Raw genomic sequence first — 18,796 nt, 5'->3', positions numbered from 1 at the left:
CTTCCTCCAGCGAGTCTTTTTCGATTCCAAATTCCCATGCAGGACGCATCGCCCTCCTCGCCTTCTTGGTAGGATATATGACGATGGGGATACAGTTTAGCGCTTTGCAGCGGGGTATGCTATCAGATACGACGAAGAGTTGATGCAATCGCCGAACGAACCGTTTTGCGTGCCGCAGTGCGGCGCGGCTATGCGCGCTCGGTGCGTTTGGCTTCGCTCCACAGCGCCTCGCGGTCGTCGGGAGCGAGGTCCTCGACGGCGCGGCCCTGCTCCCACGCGGCGCGTTCCATGTACGCCCAGCGATCTCGGAACTTCCGACACGTGGAGCGCAGGGCGCCCTCGGCGTCCACGCCCATGCGGCGGCCCACGTTCACGAGCGAGAACAGCACGTCGCCGAACTCGTCCTCGACGGCAGCGGCGGCCGCCGCGCGGGCGGTCTCGGCGGCGGAATCGTCGGTCGAGGCCGCACCGACATCCACCTTGCCGTTCGCGGCCTTCGGCGCCGCTTCGTAGGCATCGCGCAGCTCGCCGACCTCTTCGCGCACCTTGTCCCACACGTCGTCGAGCGACTCCCACTCGAAGCCCGCGGCGGCGGCCTTGCGCGAGATCTTCTGCGCCTGCATGAGCGCCGGGAAGCTGGTGGGAACGCCGTCGAGCAGGCCCTCGCGCGGCGCGCCCGTCTCGTCGGCGGCACCGTCGGCGCTGCCCTTCTCGGCCAGCTTCACCTGGTCCCACAAGTCGAGCACCTCGCTTGCGTTCGCGGCTTGCACCTCGCCGAACACGTGCGGATGGCGACGGATCATCTTCGCGTTCACGTCGGCGCACACGTCGTCGATGGTGAACTCGCCGTCGTCGGCGGCGATCTGGCTTTGCAGGACTACCTGCAGCAGCACGTCGCCCAACTCCTCGCGCAGGTGCGCGACGTCGTTCGTCTCGATCGCGTCGACCGCCTCGTAGGCCTCCTCGATCATGTTGTGCGCGATGCTCTCGTGCGTCTGCACGCGATCCCACGGGCACCCGTCCGGCGCGCGCAGGGCGGCGATGGTGGCGACGAACTGGTCGAACGGGGGATGTGCGGAGGCAGTGGATGCGAGATGCGAGGCAGGAGCGGGGGCGGGGACACTATCGGGAGCGGGCGCGGCGCCCGCGGTTCGTTCGGAGGTCATGGCGTTCCTTTCTTCGTTTGCTCAACAGCAGTATACCGCCGCGCGAGGGCCGTGGTATGCTGCACGGCGATGCGAAAGGATACCGGTATGAACCTGCCCGCCACCACGAACGACCGTCCCGCGCGCGTGCGCCGCGCCGCCTGGCTGGCACGGCTGGCGTTTCTGCTCGTGTTCGTCGTCAACGTGCAGTGCGCGGTGTCGTTCGTGCTGTGGCCGGACGCCTACGCAGCCTCGTTCGAGGTGGCCGGCGTGCCCGGCGCCGCGGCCGTGCAGGGCCTCGGCATCGCGTTCCTCATGTGGAACGCAACCTACCCCGCCGTCATCGCCAACCCGCTGCGCTTCCGATCCGTGGCCGTCATCGTCCTGGTGCAGCAGGCCATCGGCCTCGTCGGCGAATCGTGGCTGCGCTTGGGGCTGCCCGCCGGTCACGCCGCCCTCTCGGCCAGCATCGAGCGCTTCATCCTGTTCGACGGCCTCGGACTGCTGCTCATGGCCGCCGCCTTCGGATGGCTGGCATGGGTCGAGCGGAACGGGAGCATGGGCTGGCGAGCCGAATAGGCTGCCCATTCGCCTCGCGCTGATGGCCGACGCCATGGGAGCAGCCGGCGCCGCGGGAGCCATGGGAGCCATGGGAGCAGCCGGCGCCGCGGGCGCCATGGGAGCAGCCGGCGCCGCGGGAAGCCGCTGGCAGAGATCGCACGATATGAACGAGAATAGACGAGGCTAACTTTTCGCGACCTGGGGTTTCCCGATTTTGCTGTGCGAATCAGCACGCAGAATCGTTCATATCGTGCGATCTCTGCCAGCAGCTTCCCGCGGCGGGAAACCTGCGGGCGTTTCACGTGAAACATCTGTTCCCTCGGGCACCCGGCGCGACCGAATCGGATATACTGGCTGCTGATTCGAGGAAGCGGCGGCGAGGAGTGTTTCATGGCAACGAGTTCGGATGCGTCGGCCCTGTCAGCCGGGGCGCTTGCGCAGATTCGCGTGTTTCAGCAGAACGAGGTGACCGAGTCCGAGGTGTACCGACGCATCGCCGCCGGCACCAAAGACGCGGACAACCGCGCAACCCTGCTGCGCATCGCCGATGAGGAGGCGAAGCACGCCGGCATCTGGCAGCGCTACACCGGCGAGGAGATGAAGCCGCAGCGGGGTAAGGTGCTGCGCTATTCGCTGATCGCGCGCGTGTTCGGCTTCACGTTCGCCGTCAAGCTCATGGAGAAGGGCGAGGAGAAAGCCCAGATCTCCTACGACGAGCTGGCGAAGGAAGCCCCCGAGGCCCTCGACATCCGCGCCGACGAGGAGGCGCACGAGCACGCGCTGCTGGCGATGCTCGACGAGGAGCGCCTGTCGTACGTGGGCAGCATGGTGCTGGGCATGAACGACGCGATGGTGGAGATGACCGGCACGCTGGCAGGACTCACGCTGGCCATGCAGAACACGCGGCTCATCGCGCTGTCGGGCCTGATCACCGGCATCGCAGCCACACTGTCGATGGCGTCGAGCGAGTACCTGTCGTCGAAGAGCGAGGGACGCTCGGACGCGCTGAAATCGGCTACGTACACGGGCATCGCCTATCTCGTGACCGTGGCGCTGCTCATCCTGCCGTACCTGTTGTTCGACGAATCGCACTACTTGTGGGCCATGGGCACGATGGTGGTCATCGTGTTGCTCATCCTCGTGGTGTTCAACTACTACCTCTCGGTGGCGCAAGACCTGCCGTTCAAGAAGCGGTTCGGCCAGATGGCCGGCATCAGCCTGGGCGTGGCGGCCCTGTCGTTCGTCATCGGCATCCTCGTGAAGCAGTTCCTCGGCGTGGACATCTGATGTCCCCAAAGGGGACAGGCACCTTTGGGGACATCGTCAGTGTCCCAAAGGGGGACAGTCTCCATTTGGGACACTCTGCGACGCGGGCGAGCCGTTTGTCGGAGGACGGCGTGGCTCGCCCGGTCGCACGGATGATCGGGGCACTACGGGCAGCGCACGGACGCCACGCCGCCCGTGCGCTTACGCCAGGATGGCGGCCAGATCCTCTTCGGGCGTGCTGATGGGGCGCACATCGAACTCGCGAACGAGCACGTCGAGCACGCCCGACGACACGAACGCCGGCAGCGTCGGCCCCAGGTAGATGCCCTTGATCCCGAGGTGCAGCAACGTCAGCAGGATGCTGACGGCCTTCTGCTCGTACCACGACAGCACCAGCGTCAGCGGCAGGTCGTTCACGCCGCACCCGAACGCCTCGGCCAGCGCAACGGCCACGCGGATGGCGCCGTACGCGTCGTTGCACTGCCCCATGTCCATGATGCGCGGCAGGCCGCCGATGGTGCCCAAGTCCAGGTCGTTGAAGCGGAACTTTCCGCAGGCCAGCGTCAGGATGATGCTGTCCTCGGGCGCCTGCTGCACGAAGTCGCGGAAGTAGCTGCGGCCCGGGCGCGCGCCGTCGCAGCCGCCCACGAGGAAGAAGCGGCTGATGGCGCCCTGCTTCACCGCGTCGACCACCGTGTCGGCCACGCCGAGGACGGTGCCGTGGCCGAAGCCCGTGGTGAACGCGCCGTCCGCGTCGGTCACCGTCGCGTATCCGCCCAGCTCGAGCGCACGCTCGATGAGCGGCTCGAAGTTCTTGCTGCCGTCGGGCGTGGCATCGACGTGCGCCATCCCGGGGTACGCCACGGGACCCGTGATGAACACGCGGTCGGCGTAGGATGCCGCCGGCGGCATGAGGCAGTTCGTGGTGAACAGGATGGGCGCAGGCAGGTCGGCGAACTCGACGCGCTGGTTCTGCCAGGCGGTTCCCAGGTTGCCCTTGAGGTGCGGGTACTGCTTGAGCTGCGGATAGGCGTGCGCGGGCAGCAGCTCGCCGTGCGTGTAGACGTTCACGCCGCGACCGGCCGTCTGGTCGAGCAGCAGCTTGAGATCGTGCAGGTCGTGGCCCGAAACCACGATGAAGGGGCCGGCCTCCACCGTGCGCGCCACCGTCGTGGGCTCAGGCATGCCGAAAGTCTCGGTGTTCGCCTGGTCGAGCAGCTCCATGCAGCGCAGGTTTACCTCGCCCACCTTGAGCGACAGCGGGAGCAGCACGTCGGCGCCCGCCTCGGCGTCGGCCAACGCGGCCAGCCCCTCGTGCAGGAAGGACGAAACCGCGTCGTCGCGATAGCCCAACGCGGCCGCGTGGTACGCGTACGCGCCTAAGCCGCGCAAGCCGAACAGCACGAGCGACTTGAGCGAGCGCACGTCCTCCGGCGCGTTCCACAGCGCTGCCAGGTCGTAGTCGGGCGCGGCCTCCATGCCGGCCGCTGCCGCGACGGCATCGCGCTCGGCATGGGCGCGCTCCCGCAGGACGGTCAAGGCCGCGTCATCGAAGTCCACGTTCGTCAGCGTGGCGAACAGGCCTTCCATCGCCAGGTCGTCTGCCGCGCGCCGCACCTCCGCGCCGACCCCCGCCGCGCGCACCGTCTGCGCGAGGCTCACGAGCGCGCCCGTGACCTCGTCCTGCAGGTTCGCCGTGCTCGCCTGCTTGCCGCACACTCCCGCCGCGCCGGTGCAGCCGTCGCACCCGACCGTCTGCTCGCACTGGAAGCAGAACATCGTCATCGTATCGTCCACGTCTCGTCCTCTCTCGCACCTGCGCCCCGGATGGCCCCAAAGGTGCCTGTCCCCTTTGGGGCCATCCACCGTTGGCGGGTCGGGGCGCGGCGCTCGGTTGTCGTTCCCTTGCCTGACGACGCTCACCCTACGATACTGGTGCAAGCATTTCCGTTGTATTTGCAACAAAGGAGCCCCATGGACCGCTACCTGCCCCTCATCGGCCGCTCGCCCCTGTTCGAGCGCATCGACGCCGCCGACCTCGAGCTCATGCTCCAGTGCCTCGGCGCGCGGCAGCGCTCGTTCCCCAAGAGTGCGTACGTCTTCCGCGTGGGCGACCGCACCACGTCGATGGGCATGGTGCTGGAGGGCTCGGTGCGCCTCGAGAAGGAAGATTACTGGGGCAACCGCAGCATCCTCGCGTCGTTCGGCCCCGGCCAGTCGTTCGCCGAAGTGTACGCGTGCGAACCCGACCTGGCCCTCGACATCAACGTGGTGGCTGCCGAAGACGCCGTGGTGCTGCTCCTCGACGTGGGGCGCATCACCAGCATGTGCCCGTCGTCGTGCGCGTTCCACGCGCGGCTCATCCGCAACCTGCTGGGCATCATCGCGAAGCGCACGCACGCGCTGACGCGCAAAATCGAGCACACCGCGAAGCGCACGACGCGCGCCAAGCTGCTGTCGTACCTCTCCGACCAGGCCGAACGTGCCGGTTCGAACCGCTTCGCCATCCCGTTCGACCGCCAGGAGCTGGCCGATTACCTGTCGGTGGATCGCAGCGCCATGTGCGCCGAGCTGTCGCGGATGAAGAAGGACGGCATCATCGACTACAATAGGAACCGGTTTGAAATCGTGCGAAGGAGCTCCCTATGATCGATCCGCGCAAGGCGGCCCTCATTATCATCGACATGCAGCACGGGTTCGTGGACCCCTCGTCCGCGCTGTGCGTGGAAGGGGCGCTGTCCACGGTGCCAGCCTGTGCGCAGGCGCTCGACCAGGCGCGCACGCTGGGGATGCCCGTGATCCACGCCGTGCGCGAGTACGCCGCCGACGGCTCGGACGTGGAAGCCGTGCGACACCGCACGTGGGTCGAGGGCGGCAAGCCCGTCTCGCGCGCCTGCGCCAGCCCCCGCACGCTGGAGGAATACGCGCCGCTGTCGCCGCAGCCGGGCGACCGCGTGATCGTGAAGCCGCGCTTCTCGGCGTTCTTCGGCACCCAGCTCGACCTGATCCTGCGCCGTTTGGGCGTGGGCACCGTGGTGCTCATCGGCACCACCACGCCGAACTGCATCCGCAGCACCTGCTACGACGCGTTGTCGCTCGACTACAACGTGGTGCTGCTGGAAGACTGCACGTCGTCGCGCACGCCCGAGGTGCAGGCGGCGAACATCGAGGATATGGCGCACATCGGCGCGCACGTCATGGACTGCGACGAGTTCTGCGCGCAGGGCCTGGCGAACGTGCGCGACGTGGTGGCCGAAGCCCGCGAGGCGTGCGCGGGAGGCACCATCCTATGATCATCGAAGTCTCAACGCTCGACGACCCGCGGCTCGACGCGTTCGCGCGGCTGACGGAGGCCCAGCTGCGCAGCAAGCTGGAACCCGAGAAAGCGCTGTTCATCGCCGAGTCCGGCAAGGTGATCGAGCGTGCGCTGGCAGGCGGCATGGAGCCGTTGTCGCTGCTCATGGAGGCGAAATGGCTACCCGCGATGCAGCCGATCATCGATGAGATCGCCGCACGCTGGGGCAGCGAGGTGCCCGTGTTCGTCGCACCGCACGACGAGCTGACGAAGCTCACCGGGTTCGAGCTGACGCGCGGCGCGTTGGGCGCATTCCGACGCCCCGCGCTGCCAAGCGTGGCCGACATCGTGCGCGGCGCGCGCCGCATCGCCGTGCTGGAGGACATCACGAACCACACGAACGTCGGGGCCATCTTCCGCTCGGCCGCCGCGCTGGGCATCGACGCCGTGTTGGTGACGCCCGCCTGTTACGACCCGCTGTACCGCCGAGCCGTGCGCGTGTCGATGGGCACCGTGTTCCAAGTGCCGTGGACGCGCATCGGCGAGGAGGCCGGAGCGGGTGCCACCGGCGCGGGCGGCTGGGCCGAAGCCGGCGTGCCGCTGCTGCACGAGCTGGGATTCAAGACCGCGGCCTTCGCGCTGACGGACGACTCGGTGTCGCTCGACGATGCGGCCCTCAATGCCGAGGAGCGGCTCGCGCTGGTGTTCGGCACCGAAGGCGACGGCCTGGCGCACGACACCATCGGCCGCTGCGACTACACCGTGCGCATCCCCATGGCCGGCGGCGTGGACTCCCTCAACGTGGCCGCCGCCAGCGCCGTTGCCTTCTGGCAGCTGCGCTCGAGCTGAGCGCGAATGTCCCGGATGGGGACTGTCCCCTTTTGGGACATTCGCCGCCTACAGCGCGTCGTCGGCCGGATGGCCCGTGTGGTTCACCTTGGTGGCCAGCGGATGCTCCTTGAGGGTGAGCATGAGAACGAACCCCACCACCAGCAACGGCACCACGTACAAGAAGATGGGCACGAGCGCATCGCTGTACGCCGACGTGATGATGTCGCGAACGGGTCCGCTCAAGTGGTCGACGAATTCGGGCGTGATGCGGTTCATGCTGATGTTGTCCGCCTTCGGCAACTGCGCGACCAAATCCGCCGACAGCCTCGACGTGAACAGCGCTCCCACAAGCGACGCGCCCAGCGTCGAGCCGATCTGCCGGAAGAAGTTGTTCGCCGCCGTGGCGGTTCCCACGATGGCGTGCGGGAACTCGTTCTGCACGATGAGCACGAGGATCTGCTGCCCCAGCCCGATGCCGAAACCCAGCACGAACAGGAACACGCCGGTCAGTACGAGCGGAGTCCCCACAGTGAGCTGGGACAACAGCACGAAGCCCACCGATGTCACCGCGCAGGAGGCGATGGGCATCCACTTGTAGCGCCCCGTTTTCGTGGCAAGGAAACCGGTGCCGACCGCCGTGATCAGCACGCCTGCCATCATGGGAACCGTCATAAGCCCCGCCTGCTCGGGAGCCAGCCCCTCGACGATCTGGAAGTAGGTGGGCAGATACGAAATGGTGCCCATCATCCCCAGCATGATGAACATGCCGGTGACCGTGCATACGACGAAGTTGCGGTTCTTGAACAGCAGAAGGGGGACGATAGGCTCTTTCGCGTGGCGCTCAGCCAAAACGAACGCGACCGCCGCCACGAAGAACAGCGCGAACAAGCCGAATATCTCGGGCGAGGTCCAGGCGAACAGCGTGCCGCCCCATGCGGTCGCCAGCACGAGCGACGACACCGACAAAGCCATCGTCGTCATGCCGGCGATATCGATGGGCGGCCGATCGTCGCGCCGCTCGGGTTTCGTGAGGAAGAACGCCACGGCAGCGATAGCAAGCAGCGCCAGCGGGATGTTGAACGCGAACAGCCAGCGCCACCCCGTCACCTGCACGAACCAGCCTCCCAGCAGCGGCCCCACCACCGTGGACACCGCGAACACCGAGCCCATGAGGCCCATGTACTTCCCTCGTTGGCGCGGCGGAACGATGTCGGCCCCCCGAGCCCCTCCACCGCGCGGCCCGCGATGAGCCCGTCCATGCTGGGCGCGAGCCCGCACGTCGTCGACCCCACGATGAAGATGGACAACGCGATGATGAACAGGTACTTGCGGCCGAACAGGTCGCCCAGCTTGCCGTAGATGGGCATCATGATGGTTGATGCCAGGATGTAGGCCGTGGTCACCCACTGCATATGGTCGACGCCGCCCAGGTCGCCCACGATGGTGGGCAACGCGGTGGCCGTGACCGTTTCAGACAACGTGGAAACGAACATCGCCAAAAGCAACCCCGCGAACACGGCTGCGACGCCTCGTTTGCGTTCGGGCTGAGGCTCGCTCGTCGGCACGGCCCCTTGCTGCGCCGATGCCGCCGCCAGCTCTTGCGCTCGCGTTCGCGCTGCCTCGTCCCGCGTCTCTTCATCGTTCGATTCTTGCGCGATCGTCTTGGGCTCATCGCCCTCGTGCACGCGCGCCGCGTCCGCCGCCGCAGCCGCCGTTCGGTCTACGCCTTCCATACCTGCTCCTTATCGCTGCATGATTCCTCCCAGTATGCCCGCGTCGCGCGCGTGAGCGGCCGCACGTAGCGCATGGAAACCGAACGGTCAGCAGCGCGTCGCGCGCTCGTGGGATGGCGGAATGCCGACCAGGGTGGAGAAATGGGCGCAAATCGATAGCCCTGACAATGTTCCCTGTAGCGAACTCAGGTCGCAGCCGTCCCGAGCGCTGCGCGACCTGGGAATATGCCGGTCGCCTTTCTGAAAACCCGATGCAAACGACCCAAAACACCGCCTGAAATTGTCATGGGTGCCGTTTTGCGTCCAAGTCGAAAGCAGCTCTATGGGGAAAGGCCATCGACGTCCCGCAGATCCAGCCCGTTGCCATCCTATGGCGAGCGCAAGCGAGTTCGTCGGATCCCGTGCGTCGCCAGCCGGAAGCGTGTCTGTTGGCACCGCACGGGACGCTTCGACTCCCGCAGCTTCGACGCCGCACTCAGGATGATAGGGGGCCGCGGGTTGCATCGCCTCCGCTCGTGGCGACAACCTGAGTGGAGGCATAAGTCGATGGCAGTTCCCGCTGGAGCGTTGCCCCCGTCTCGCCACCGGAATGTTTCACGTGAAACATTCGTTCTGACTCCCCTGTTCGGCGCATACCCCGTCGAGCCTGCCCGTCCCGTTCCGTTTCCGTGCAGTTTTCACCCACATGTTGCGGTATTTGCGGCACCGAGGGCGGTACGAGGCAACGCGGCGAAGGGCGACCTGGGAAAACGCTCCCGATCGGAAAGGCACGGGGCCGCAGGGGGCCCGGATTCGCAACATGTGGGTGAAAACCGCGCATCGGAGACGCGCAGGGGATGCCGCAGCTCGTTCGATTACGCGCCGAGCGAGAAGACGGGGGCATTCGTACGTTTTCATTCGTGCGCCACCCCCGTGCGCTATGCGTTTTGCATGCGGGCGAAACCCGTCAGCAGTTCCGCGCGCGCGTCGAGTAGAATACTGGGAGCGAGGAGGGAGGGGCCATGCAAGACGAAGCGAAACCGGAAACCGCAGGCGCGAAGCGCGCGTTGGCTGGCAGCGCCGTGGGATACGGCATCGTGTGCGGGCTGACGTTCCCTCTCATGATCTCCAGCACGTTTCTTCAGGAAATGAGCCTGTCGCATGGGGCAGGCGACGCGTTCGGCGCGCTGTTCTTCCTCGCGTACGCCTTGACGATGGCGGGCACCGCGCTGGCCTATGCGTTGCGCCGCAAGCCCACGCGCCGCGCGCGCATCCTCAGCGCCTTCGCCGCCGCCTTCCTGGGCAACGCCCTCATGTTCGCACGGCTCGTGGGGCTGATCGAGGGCGGCTGGCTGTACGCCATCGCTGCCTCGGGCCTGATCGGCTACGGGCTGGCCACAGCCGAGTTGGCGTGGATGGCGCGCATCACCAGCCTGCATGAGCGCGGCGAGGTGTCGCTTGCGCGCGCCGTTCCGCTGTCGTTTCTGTGCGGCGGCGTGGTGGCGGGCATCATCTTCGTGGCTTCGGGCACCGTCGAGCTGCTGTTCGCGCTTGCGATCATCGTGGTTTCGGCGCTGCCGTTCGTGCGCACGGCCCCGCTCGACGTGGCAGCACGGCGCGTCAGCCTTGCGCAGGGCGGAGCGGGCGACTTCGTGAAAGCGGTGTCGTACCTGGCCGTGTTCTCGTTCGTGTTCGGCGCGGTGAGCCAGGTTGCCACCGTGGTCGAGGAGCCCATTCCCATCGCCGTGCAGGCCGTGTTGGGCATCCTGCTGGCGGCCGGCATCATGCTGGCGTACGTGGTGCGCAAGAAGCACGCGCTGTCGGTGGGCGACCTGTACGACATCCTGTTCCCCATCGTGGCCGTGGCGCTGATCGCGCTGCCGTTCATCACCTCGCCCATCGTGCACGTGATCGCGGCGGTGCTCGTGTTCGTGGCGTTCTACCTATCGGGCATGAACGTGCGCATCGCCGTGTGCCTGCTGGGCGAACGCGACCACGTGTCGATGTGGGTGTACCTGAGCGTCGCGCTGGGGGCGTCGGCGCTGCTGATCCTGGCAGGCGTCGCGTTCGGCGCGGCGGTGATCGCACAGGATCTGCTGGTGACGGGACTTGCGCTCATCTCGCTCGTATCGCTGTTCGTGCTGGCGCTCAACCCCATCGTGGCGAAGCGGCTGGAGGGCCGGCGCGCGCGGACGGACGCGCCGTCGTCGTCGACCGCCCCGGAGACGAGCGACGTGCGCACGATGCAAGTTGAACTGCTGCGCGCGTTCGCCGAGGACCATCACCTCACCGCGCGCGAGACCGACGTGCTCATCCTGCTGTGCCAAGGCCGCACGCGCACCTACATCGCCGACGAGCTGGGACTGTCGCCGAACACCATCAAGGGCTACATCCACAACGTGTACCAGAAGAGCGGCGCCGTCGACAAGCAAGACCTCTTGGATCGCGTCGAGCTGCACGCCGAAGGGCGGTAGCCACCCACCACCCCCTCCACTATGGAGGGTTTTTTGCATCCACCCACTTTGGCGCTGGCGGGGCGCAGCGCGGCCTGACAGGATGGCAACAGCGGATCGGCCGGAGGAGGGCCGACCGGAAGCATCGTCAACAGGGAGGATCATCATGACAGCAGAGGGAAAGAACATCGCATCCGCAGGCGTTTCGCGCCGCTCGTTCCTCATGGGGCTGGGCGCCACGGCAGCCGTCGTGGCCGGCAGCGGCCTCGCCGGCTGCGCGCCGCAAACCACCGCGGCCCCCGCGAGCACCGATGGCGGCGACTCCGCAAGCACGGCAAGCACCGGCGCGACCGGCACGCAGAAAGCCGACACCATCCAGGCCGCCGCGGAAACCCCCGCCGAGAAGCAGGAAACGAAGGACGTCGACTTCGTCGTCGTAGGCAGCGGCGTTGCCGGCATGAGCGCAGCCGTGGAGGCGTCGCGCGCCGGCGCCAAGGTGGTCGTACTCGAGAAGCACAACGTGACCGGCGGCGACTCGTCCATCTGCAGCGGCAACTTCTACTGCTGCGGCGCGAAGAAACAGGACGAGCTGGGCTACACGGACTACGGCACGCCCGAGGAAGTGGCGCAGTTCTTCTTCGACCAGTCTGACGGCGACGCGAACATGGACATCTGCCGCCTCGTGGCCGAGAACGGCGGCGCGGCCATGGACTGGCTCGTGGAGCTGGGCTGCGACTTCGACAAGAAGCCCGGAGACAACGTGTCCGACCGCTCCATGCTGTCGACGACCAGCGGCAAGGGCATCGTGGACAACCTCATCGCCGAAGCGGAGAAGAACGGCGTGGAAATCATGATGGAAACGCGCGCCATCGAAGTGCTCATGGACGGCGGCAAGGCCGCGGGCGTGAAAGCGCGTCAGGGCAAGACCGAGTACACCATCAACGCGAAGGCCGTCATGCTGGCCTCGGGCGGCTTCGACGGCCAGGATTGGGCGAAGGAGCTGTACGCGCCGGGCGCCGTGGGCTGGCACACGTTCTCCAGCCCCAGCAACACCGGCGACGGCATCGAGCTGGCGAAGCAGGCGGGCGCGATGACGCTGCTCAAGGGCGGCCTGTCGCAGATCCACCTCGTGGGTCGCGAGCCGCTGCCGCTCAACGACGAGCTGAGCGTGCTGCGCATGGTGAACACGGGCGTGTTCGTCACCGACCTGGGCTATCGTTGCGCAAACGAGTCCATGACGAGCCAGTTCGACTACTTCACCCCGTTCGTCGAAAGCGGCCGCAAGGAATTCACCATCATCTGCGACTCGCAGCAGCCCGAGAAGCGCCTGGAACTCATCAAGAAGGGCGTCGAGAAGGGCGTGGTCGACACGGCCGACACCATCGAGGCGTTGGCCGAAGCGGCCGGGCTGCCTTCCTATCCGCTGATGAAGACCATCGAGCGCTACAACGAGCTGTGCGAGGCCGGCGAGGACACCGACTTCCACAAGAAGCCCGAGGACCTGCAGGCCATCACGCAGGCGCCGTTCTACGCCATCCAGATCACGCCGAACACGAACGACTCGTTCGGCCAGCTGGCCATCAGCACGAAGGCCGAAGTCCTCGACGCGAACCGCCAGCCGGTCCCCGGCCTGTACGCCGGCGGCACGCTGGGCAACGCCGAGCTGTTCTACATGCGCTACGCCGTGAGCGGCTCGTCCATGTGCATGGGCACCGTCACTGGCCGCATCGCCGCCCAGTCGGCCCTGGAGTACTACGGCGCCTAGCGCACGTCGATCGTTTGCGCCCGTGCGCGCCATCCGCATCGCCTTCCCTCCCCTCGCGCCCTCCGGTCTTCCGGAGGGCGCTTTGCATGCGTACGGGTACGGCGTGGGCGCAAAGCGGCAGCCATGACAATGTTTCTTGAGGTGAACTTGAATCGGGGTATCGCCGAGAGTTGCGCGACCTGGGCATATGCTGAAGGGCTCGTCCGCAGCCCGACTCAAGCGGCCCAAAAACACGCCCGAAATTGTCACCGCTGTCCTTTTGCGCCCAGGTTCGCGAGCCGGCCCACGCCAGGTACGGCTGCCCCCCTGACGGGCGGGCCGCCCGGGGCGGGCTCCCCGTGGGGCGGGCCGCCTCGCGGGCGCCCCATGCATCGTCGTGCCGTTGGAATGGCAAGTTTTCACCGGATTCGGACGTTTGCGCTCTGCTTTTGGCAGACGCGGCACTTCAGGCGGGACGGAGGTTCCTCGTGATCAGGTATGATGCAGGACGGAGCATCCCGACGCTCCCGCGGCCCGGCCTGCAAACGTCCGAATCCGGTGAAAACTTGCCATCCGAGCCCTCGTCAGATGCACCAGGGTCCGGGCCGCGCGGGGCAGGCGCGGCTCGTCGGATGTTATGCGCCGAACGGGGAATAGGAACAGATGTTTCACGTGAAACACTCGGAGACGGAGGGCTGAGCGCGACGAACGCTGATCCGGCGTGTCCTTGAACGCTCGCTACTCGCTAGCCGAACGCTTGCCGAACGCTCGCTGCTCGCTTGCCGCACGTTCGCTGCTCGCTAGCTGCTCGCTTGCCGTTCGCTTGCTGCTCGCCTGCCGTTCGCTAGCCGTTCGCTAGCCGAATTCCTGCCGAACGCTTGCCGCGCGTTCGCTGCGCTAGCCGCACCACCGCGCGGGCGGCGTTCGCCGCTCGATCCCCACCAAGTTTGTGAATTTTGACCCGCATGCTTGACTTCATGTTCTGTATGCAATAGTGTTACAGTTACCAACTGTACCAAAGGGAATTACATTTCGAGGATGGGAAGCACTATGAACGCTCGCAAGAAGATTCGCGGAGGCCTGATTGCCGTTGCGGCGATGGCGCTGGCCGGCACCATCGCGCTGGCAGGATGCTCGGGCGCGCCCGCCGGATCGGGGGACGCGTCGATGAGCGCCGGCAGCGCCGATACGAACGCCGGATCTGCAAGCGCCTACGCGAAGATCACCGCCGACGAAGCCAAGGCCATGATGGATTCCGGCTCCCCCACCATCGTGGACGTGCGCACCGCGCAGGAGTACGCCGACGGCCACATCCCCGGCGCCATCAACATACCCGTGGAGAGCATCGGTTCCGACAAGCCGGCCGAACTCACCGACGCGAACGCCGATCTTATCGTGTACTGCCGCACCGGCGTGCGCAGCAAGCAGGCCTCCGACAAGCTGGTCGAACTGGGCTACCAACACGTCAACGACATGGGCGGCATCGTCGATTGGACCGGCGACAAAGTGACCGGCGACCAACCGAAGTAGCATCTCCCCCCGAGTCTTCCGAGGCTCGTGCGCGCTCCGACAGAACACCGACACGTGGACAGGTATGGGCAAATACTTCCCGCATGCAAACTACCGGAACGCGCACGAGCCTCGGAAGACGCTTCCATAACTCACTCCTTCCAGAAAGGAACCCTCATGAAACACTACGATGCAGCCATCATCGGCTTCGGCAAAGGCGGAAAGACCCTAGCCGGGGCGCTGGCGGCCGCGGGCAAGAACGTCGCCGTGATCGAGCAGTCGTCCCGCATGTACGGCGGCACCTGCATCAACGTGGCCTGCATCCCCACGAAGACCCTCGTGCACGCCGCCGCGCTGTCGCAGGCGCAGGGCGGCACGTTCGCCGAACGCGCCGAGCGCTACACCGACGCCATCGACGAGAAGGATCGCGTGACCGGCATGCTGCGCGGCAAGAACTACCACAAGCTGGCCGATGTGCCGAACGTCGACGTCATCGACGGCCGCGCCTCGTTCGTGGACGCGACGCACCTCGCCATCGAGCCGGCAGCGGCGGCCGACGCCACAACCGACGCCACCGCAGCCGCACCCCAGCAGATCGAAGCCGATCGCATCTTCATCAACACTGGCGCGCACCCCTTCGTGCCGCCCATCCCCGGCATCGACAGCCCGCGCGTGTTCGTCAGCGAGACGCTGCTCGACCTGCGCGACCTGCCCCAGCGCCTCGTCGTCATCGGCGGCGGCTACATCGGACTCGAGTTCGCCTCCATGTATGCGAATTTCGGCGCGCAGGTGACCGTCGTGCAGGACACCGAGGAGTTCATCCCGCGCGAAGACGCCGCCATCGCCGCCGCGGTGCTGACCAGCCTCGAAGATCGCAGCATCCGCATCGTGCGAGGCGCGCGCGTCCTGCGCATCGACCACGAAGCCGCCCAGGACACCGTCGTCGTCGAGGTCGCCGGCATCGAGGAGCGCATCCCGGCCGATGCCGTGCTCGTGGCCACCGGGCGCCGTCCCAACGTGGAAGGGCTCGGCCTCGAACGGGCGGGCGTGGAGCTCACCGAGCGCGGCGCCGTCCGCACCGACGAGCACCTCCGCACCACTGCGCCGAACATCCACGCGATGGGCGACGTCGTCGGCGGCTTGCAGTTCACCTACATCTCGCTCGACGACTTCCGCATCGTGAAGGACGACCTGCTGGGCGACGGTGCGCGCACCACCGAGAACCGCGGCGCCGTGCCCTACAGCGTGTTCCTCGACCCGCCGTTCTCGCGCGTGGGCATGACCGAGCGGGAAGCGCGCGACGCGGGATTCAACGTGAAGCTGGCCGAGCTGCCCGCAGCCGCCATCCCCAAGGCGCAGGTGCTAGGCAAACCGGTCGGCCTGCTGAAGGCCGTCGTGGATGCCGATACCGACCGCCTGCTGGGCGCGCACCTGTTCTGCGAGGAGTCGCACGAGATGATCAACACGGCGAAGCTGGCCATCGACGCCGGACTGCCGTACCAAACGCTGCGCGATGCCATCTACACCCATCCCACCATGAGCGAGGCCTTCAACGACTTGTTCGCCGCCGTGAAGGAAAGCTGACGCCACGCAGAAGGGGCCCCAGATTTCCCAGGGGCCCCTTCGCGTTCGATGTCCCAAATGGGGACTGTCCCCGTTTGGGACACCCGTTTGGGACACGAGCTCCGTCGTGCGTCGGCGCTCCTATCGCACGGCTGGCTGTTGCTGGGTTGCGCAATGGACGTTGCCGCCGCCCAGGAACATCTCATGGCACTCGACGCCCACCACCTTGCGGTCGGGGTACGCCTCGGCCAGCACGTCGGCCGCCTCGCGATCATGCCGCTCGTCTCCGAACAGCGGATACACGATGCCGCCGTTCGCCGTGTAGTAGTTCGCGTACGAGGCGGGCAGGCGCGTTCCCGCCTCGGGAGGCCAGCCCTCGCACACCTGGTCCATGCCGTCGCGCTCCTCTTCGGTCAGCAGGATGGGGTCGGGTATGTGCAGCTTGCGGATGACCAACTTGCGGCCCTTCGCATCGGTCGTCGACGACAGAATCTCGTAGCAGCGCTGGGATATCTCGTACTGCGGATCGCTGGGATCGTCGGTCCACGCCAACACGCATTCGCCGGGCGCGGTGAAGTTGAAGACGTTGTCCACGTGGCCGTTCGTCTCGTCCAGGAAAATTCCCTGCTCAAGCCATATGACCTTCTCCACGCCCAGGTAATCCTTCAACGTGTCCTCGATCTCCTGCTTGCTCATGTCGGGGTTGCGTCCGGGGCTCAGCAGGCACGATTCGGTGACCACGAGCGTCCCTTCGCCGTCCACGTGTATGGAGCCGCCCTCCAGCACGAAATCATCCAGCCGGTAGCGGTCGCAGCCCACGAGGCTGCACACCTTGGCCGCCACGCGGTCGTCCTTGTCCCACGGGAAGAACAGCCCGTCGAACAGGCCTCCCCACGCGTTGAACGTCCAGTCGACGCCGCGCAGCTCGCTGCCGTCGGTCACGAACGTCGGGCCCGTGTCCCGAATCCAGAAATCGTCGTTGGACACCTCGACGATCTGGGCGAAATCGCCCGCAGCGATGCGCGCCACGTCGTACTGGTCGTCGTTCACGCAGATGGTGACGGGCTCGAATTCGGCGATGGCGCGGGCGAACTGCAAGAACGCCTTCTGAGCGAGCTTCGCGCCGTAGCGGAACGTATCGCGGCGCTGGGGCCAGATCATCCAGCAGCGCTCGTGCGGCTCGAACTCGGCCGGCATATGAAACCCGTCATGGGCAGGGGTGGTGGTCAAATCGTTCATGCGACGCTTCCTTTCTGGAGGTCTTCTTCGCCGTCGGCAACACGCTCGGCGGCGGCGGTTTTCTTGGCGGCGCGGGCGATAAGCACCTCGCCGACGATCTGGGAGATCACGACGCCCCCGATCATGAACAGCACGTAGCCCAACGGGTCCTCGCCCTCAGGCGGCACGACGAACCCGATGATGGCCACGGCCAAAAACAGGAAGTTCAGCACGGCGACGACCATCGGGAACCGCTTGCCGGGAATCTTGAAGGGGCGCTCGGCATCAGGGTCGCTTTTGCGCAGCTTGATGAGGTTGAAGGACATCACGATGTAAGGAAGGAAGAAGATGATGGAGGTGAACGCGAGGAGCGTCCAGAACAGCTCGCTGCCGGAGCTTGCGGTCAGCCCGTACACCAGCATGAGCGCCGTCGACGCGAGGCCCAACAAGACGGCGGGGCCGATGGGCGCATGCGACTTCGTGCTCTTGGCGAACCAGCCGGGCAGCTCGCCCGCTTCGCCCGCCTCGAGCGCCACGGCGTTTCCGCCGATCATCCATCCGAAAATGTAACTGACGTAGACCAGCACGAGCGCGATAGCGATAACGCCCACGAGCACCTTGCTGCCGCCGTACACCACGATGATGGCGTCGATCATGCCCGCCGCGGAGTCGATTCCGCCCTGGGGCAGCACGAACAGCACGGCCATGGCGCTCAGCAGGTACACGACGATGGATACGACGCCGGCGATGAGCAGCGCCTTCGGCACGTCCTTTTTGGGATTCTCCATCTCGCCGGCGTTGCACGAGATCAGGTCCATGCCCGTCAGACCGTAGATGTACACCGGGACCAGGGCGAGCAGGCCGATGTCGAACGTCGGGAGGATGGTGTCGAGCGAGAACACGTTCTGGCTGCCCTGCGTGAAGGCGTAGTAGAAGCCTCCCACGATGAGGGCGGCGCACACGAACAGCTTCAACACCGATCCCACGTTCGAGACGATCTTGGTGTGCTGCAGCGAGATGCAGTTGAGCCCGACCGCCGCCCACGTCCCCACGATGGCGATGACGGTGATGGCCATCGTCGACAGCTCGAGGCCGAACACCTGCTGCAGCACGATGATGAGCGTCACCAGCGTGCAGGGGACGAACGACACGACGTTGAGCCAGTACCACCAGGTGGTGCGGGCAGCCCACGTGCTGCCGAACGCCTTTTGCGTCCACACGTAGATGCCGCCCTGATCAGGATACGTCGAGCCCAGCTCGGCGCAGATCAGCCCGTGGCAGATCAGGTACAGCGCGCCGAACACCAGGATGCAGAAGATCATCGAAGGGCCGAGCGACGCCTGGGAGCCGACGAGCTCGATCGAGAAGAACGACGCGAACGATAAGCAGAGAATGTCGAAGAGCCGTAGTTTCTTGTTTGTGGCCATTTCAAGCCCCGTTCCTTGCGGCCCGTTTGCACGGGCGTTCCAGTTTGCCGCAGCAGCAGAGTGGAATCGCGT

13 protein-coding genes and 1 pseudogene are annotated in these 18,796 nt (G+C 66.3%); 9 read left to right on the top strand and 5 right to left on the bottom strand.

Translation table 11 applies throughout. The annotated features are described in order from the left end of the window. Positions 1-188 precede the first annotated feature (188 nt). A complete protein-coding gene (gene mazG / locus C1A15_RS03625) occupies positions 189-1,166 on the bottom strand; it encodes a nucleoside triphosphate pyrophosphohydrolase (protein WP_101721302.1) in 978 nt (325 codons plus the stop codon). Between the two features lie 87 nt (positions 1,167-1,253). On the opposite strand from mazG, the gene C1A15_RS03620 reads away from it, so the two are divergent. Both C1A15_RS03620 and C1A15_RS03610 read left to right on the top strand, forming a co-directional pair. Next, positions 1,254-1,724, top strand: a complete 471-nt coding sequence (locus tag C1A15_RS03620; RefSeq protein WP_101721301.1) for a hypothetical protein — start codon at positions 1,254-1,256, stop codon at positions 1,722-1,724. Positions 1,725-2,096: 372 nt separating this feature from the next. Continuing rightward, positions 2,097-2,993: a VIT1/CCC1 transporter family protein gene (locus C1A15_RS03610; protein ID WP_101721300.1), complete on the top strand. Its 897-nt coding sequence runs from the start codon at positions 2,097-2,099 to the stop codon at positions 2,991-2,993. A gap of 180 nt (positions 2,994-3,173) precedes the next feature. Here C1A15_RS03610 and hcp read toward each other — a convergent pair whose 3' ends face one another. Beyond that, positions 3,174-4,769, bottom strand: a complete 1,596-nt coding sequence (gene hcp, locus C1A15_RS03605) for a hydroxylamine reductase (protein ID WP_101721299.1) — start codon at positions 4,767-4,769, stop codon at positions 3,174-3,176. Between the two features lie 177 nt (positions 4,770-4,946). On the opposite strand from hcp, the gene C1A15_RS03600 reads away from it, so the two are divergent. The 3 genes from C1A15_RS03600 to C1A15_RS03590 are packed head-to-tail and all read left to right on the top strand — an operon-like array spanning position 4,947 to position 7,116. Further along, positions 4,947-5,621: a Crp/Fnr family transcriptional regulator gene (locus C1A15_RS03600; RefSeq protein WP_101721298.1), complete on the top strand. Its 675-nt coding sequence runs from the start codon at positions 4,947-4,949 to the stop codon at positions 5,619-5,621. Further along, entirely contained in the window at positions 5,618-6,265 is a 648-nt protein-coding gene (locus C1A15_RS03595; RefSeq protein WP_101721297.1) for a cysteine hydrolase family protein, read from the top strand. The genes C1A15_RS03600 and C1A15_RS03595 overlap by 4 nt, the downstream gene beginning before the upstream one ends. After that, positions 6,262-7,116, top strand: a complete 855-nt coding sequence (locus C1A15_RS03590) for a TrmH family RNA methyltransferase (protein ID WP_101721296.1) — start codon at positions 6,262-6,264, stop codon at positions 7,114-7,116. Before C1A15_RS03595 ends, C1A15_RS03590 begins: the two co-directional genes overlap by 4 nt. Positions 7,117-7,164: 48 nt before the next feature. Here the strand turns inward: C1A15_RS03590 and C1A15_RS03585 are convergent. Next, a pseudogene (locus C1A15_RS03585) lies at positions 7,165-8,831 on the bottom strand (MDR family MFS transporter). 1,001 nt (positions 8,832-9,832) lie between these two features. Here C1A15_RS03585 and C1A15_RS03580 point away from each other — a divergent pair. The 4 genes from C1A15_RS03580 to C1A15_RS03565 all read left to right on the top strand — a co-directional run bounded on the left by C1A15_RS03580 (position 9,833) and on the right by C1A15_RS03565 (position 16,100). Next, positions 9,833-11,284, top strand: coding sequence for a helix-turn-helix transcriptional regulator (locus C1A15_RS03580; RefSeq protein WP_101721295.1), 1,452 nt, complete (start codon positions 9,833-9,835; stop codon positions 11,282-11,284). A gap of 145 nt (positions 11,285-11,429) precedes the next feature. Further along, positions 11,430-13,028, top strand: coding sequence for an FAD-dependent oxidoreductase (locus tag C1A15_RS03575; protein WP_101721294.1), 1,599 nt, complete (start codon positions 11,430-11,432; stop codon positions 13,026-13,028). A gap of 1,029 nt (positions 13,029-14,057) precedes the next feature. Continuing rightward, entirely contained in the window at positions 14,058-14,537 is a 480-nt protein-coding gene (locus tag C1A15_RS03570) for a rhodanese-like domain-containing protein (RefSeq protein ID WP_101721293.1), read from the top strand. Between the two features lie 156 nt (positions 14,538-14,693). Next, on the top strand, positions 14,694-16,100 hold the full coding sequence (locus C1A15_RS03565) for an FAD-dependent oxidoreductase (RefSeq protein ID WP_101721292.1): 1,407 nt from the start codon (positions 14,694-14,696) through the stop codon (positions 16,098-16,100). 120 nt (positions 16,101-16,220) lie between these two features. Here C1A15_RS03565 and aguA read toward each other — a convergent pair whose 3' ends face one another. Then, the gene (gene aguA / locus C1A15_RS03560) at positions 16,221-17,318 is read right to left on the bottom strand and encodes an agmatine deiminase (RefSeq protein ID WP_101721291.1); all 1,098 of its coding nucleotides are present in this window, start codon (positions 17,316-17,318) and stop codon (positions 16,221-16,223) included. Then, complete coding sequence (locus C1A15_RS03555) at positions 17,315-18,724, bottom strand: APC family permease (RefSeq protein WP_101721290.1); 1,410 nt, start codon at positions 18,722-18,724, stop codon at positions 17,315-17,317. The genes aguA and C1A15_RS03555 overlap by 4 nt, the downstream gene beginning before the upstream one ends. Between the last annotated feature and the right edge of the window lie 72 nt (positions 18,725-18,796).

It is taken from the genome of Eggerthella timonensis (genome assembly GCF_900184265.1).
Classification (GTDB): domain Bacteria; phylum Actinomycetota; class Coriobacteriia; order Coriobacteriales; family Eggerthellaceae; genus Eggerthella; species Eggerthella timonensis.
The sequence above is the reverse complement of the archived record's forward strand: the minus strand, read 5'-3'. Positions and strand labels throughout refer to the sequence as shown.

Excerpts from the sequence above, each read along its gene's own strand:
- mazG (WP_101721302.1), bottom strand. The coding sequence starts at position 1,166 with ATGACCTCCGAACGAACCGCGGGCGCCGCGCCCGCTCCCGATAGTGTC.
- C1A15_RS03620 (WP_101721301.1), top strand. The coding sequence starts at position 1,254 with ATGAACCTGCCCGCCACCACGAACGACCGTCCCGCGCGCGTGCGCCGC.
- C1A15_RS03610 (WP_101721300.1), top strand. The coding sequence starts at position 2,097 with ATGGCAACGAGTTCGGATGCGTCGGCCCTGTCAGCCGGGGCGCTTGCG.
- C1A15_RS03600 (WP_101721298.1), top strand. The coding sequence starts at position 4,947 with ATGGACCGCTACCTGCCCCTCATCGGCCGCTCGCCCCTGTTCGAGCGC.
- C1A15_RS03595 (WP_101721297.1), top strand. The coding sequence starts at position 5,618 with ATGATCGATCCGCGCAAGGCGGCCCTCATTATCATCGACATGCAGCAC.
- C1A15_RS03590 (WP_101721296.1), top strand. The coding sequence starts at position 6,262 with ATGATCATCGAAGTCTCAACGCTCGACGACCCGCGGCTCGACGCGTTC.
- C1A15_RS03580 (WP_101721295.1), top strand. The coding sequence starts at position 9,833 with ATGCAAGACGAAGCGAAACCGGAAACCGCAGGCGCGAAGCGCGCGTTG.
- C1A15_RS03575 (WP_101721294.1), top strand. The coding sequence starts at position 11,430 with ATGACAGCAGAGGGAAAGAACATCGCATCCGCAGGCGTTTCGCGCCGC.
- C1A15_RS03570 (WP_101721293.1), top strand. The coding sequence starts at position 14,058 with ATGAACGCTCGCAAGAAGATTCGCGGAGGCCTGATTGCCGTTGCGGCG.
- C1A15_RS03565 (WP_101721292.1), top strand. The coding sequence starts at position 14,694 with ATGAAACACTACGATGCAGCCATCATCGGCTTCGGCAAAGGCGGAAAG.
- aguA (WP_101721291.1), bottom strand. The coding sequence starts at position 17,318 with ATGAACGATTTGACCACCACCCCTGCCCATGACGGGTTTCATATGCCG.
- C1A15_RS03555 (WP_101721290.1), bottom strand. The coding sequence starts at position 18,724 with ATGGCCACAAACAAGAAACTACGGCTCTTCGACATTCTCTGCTTATCG.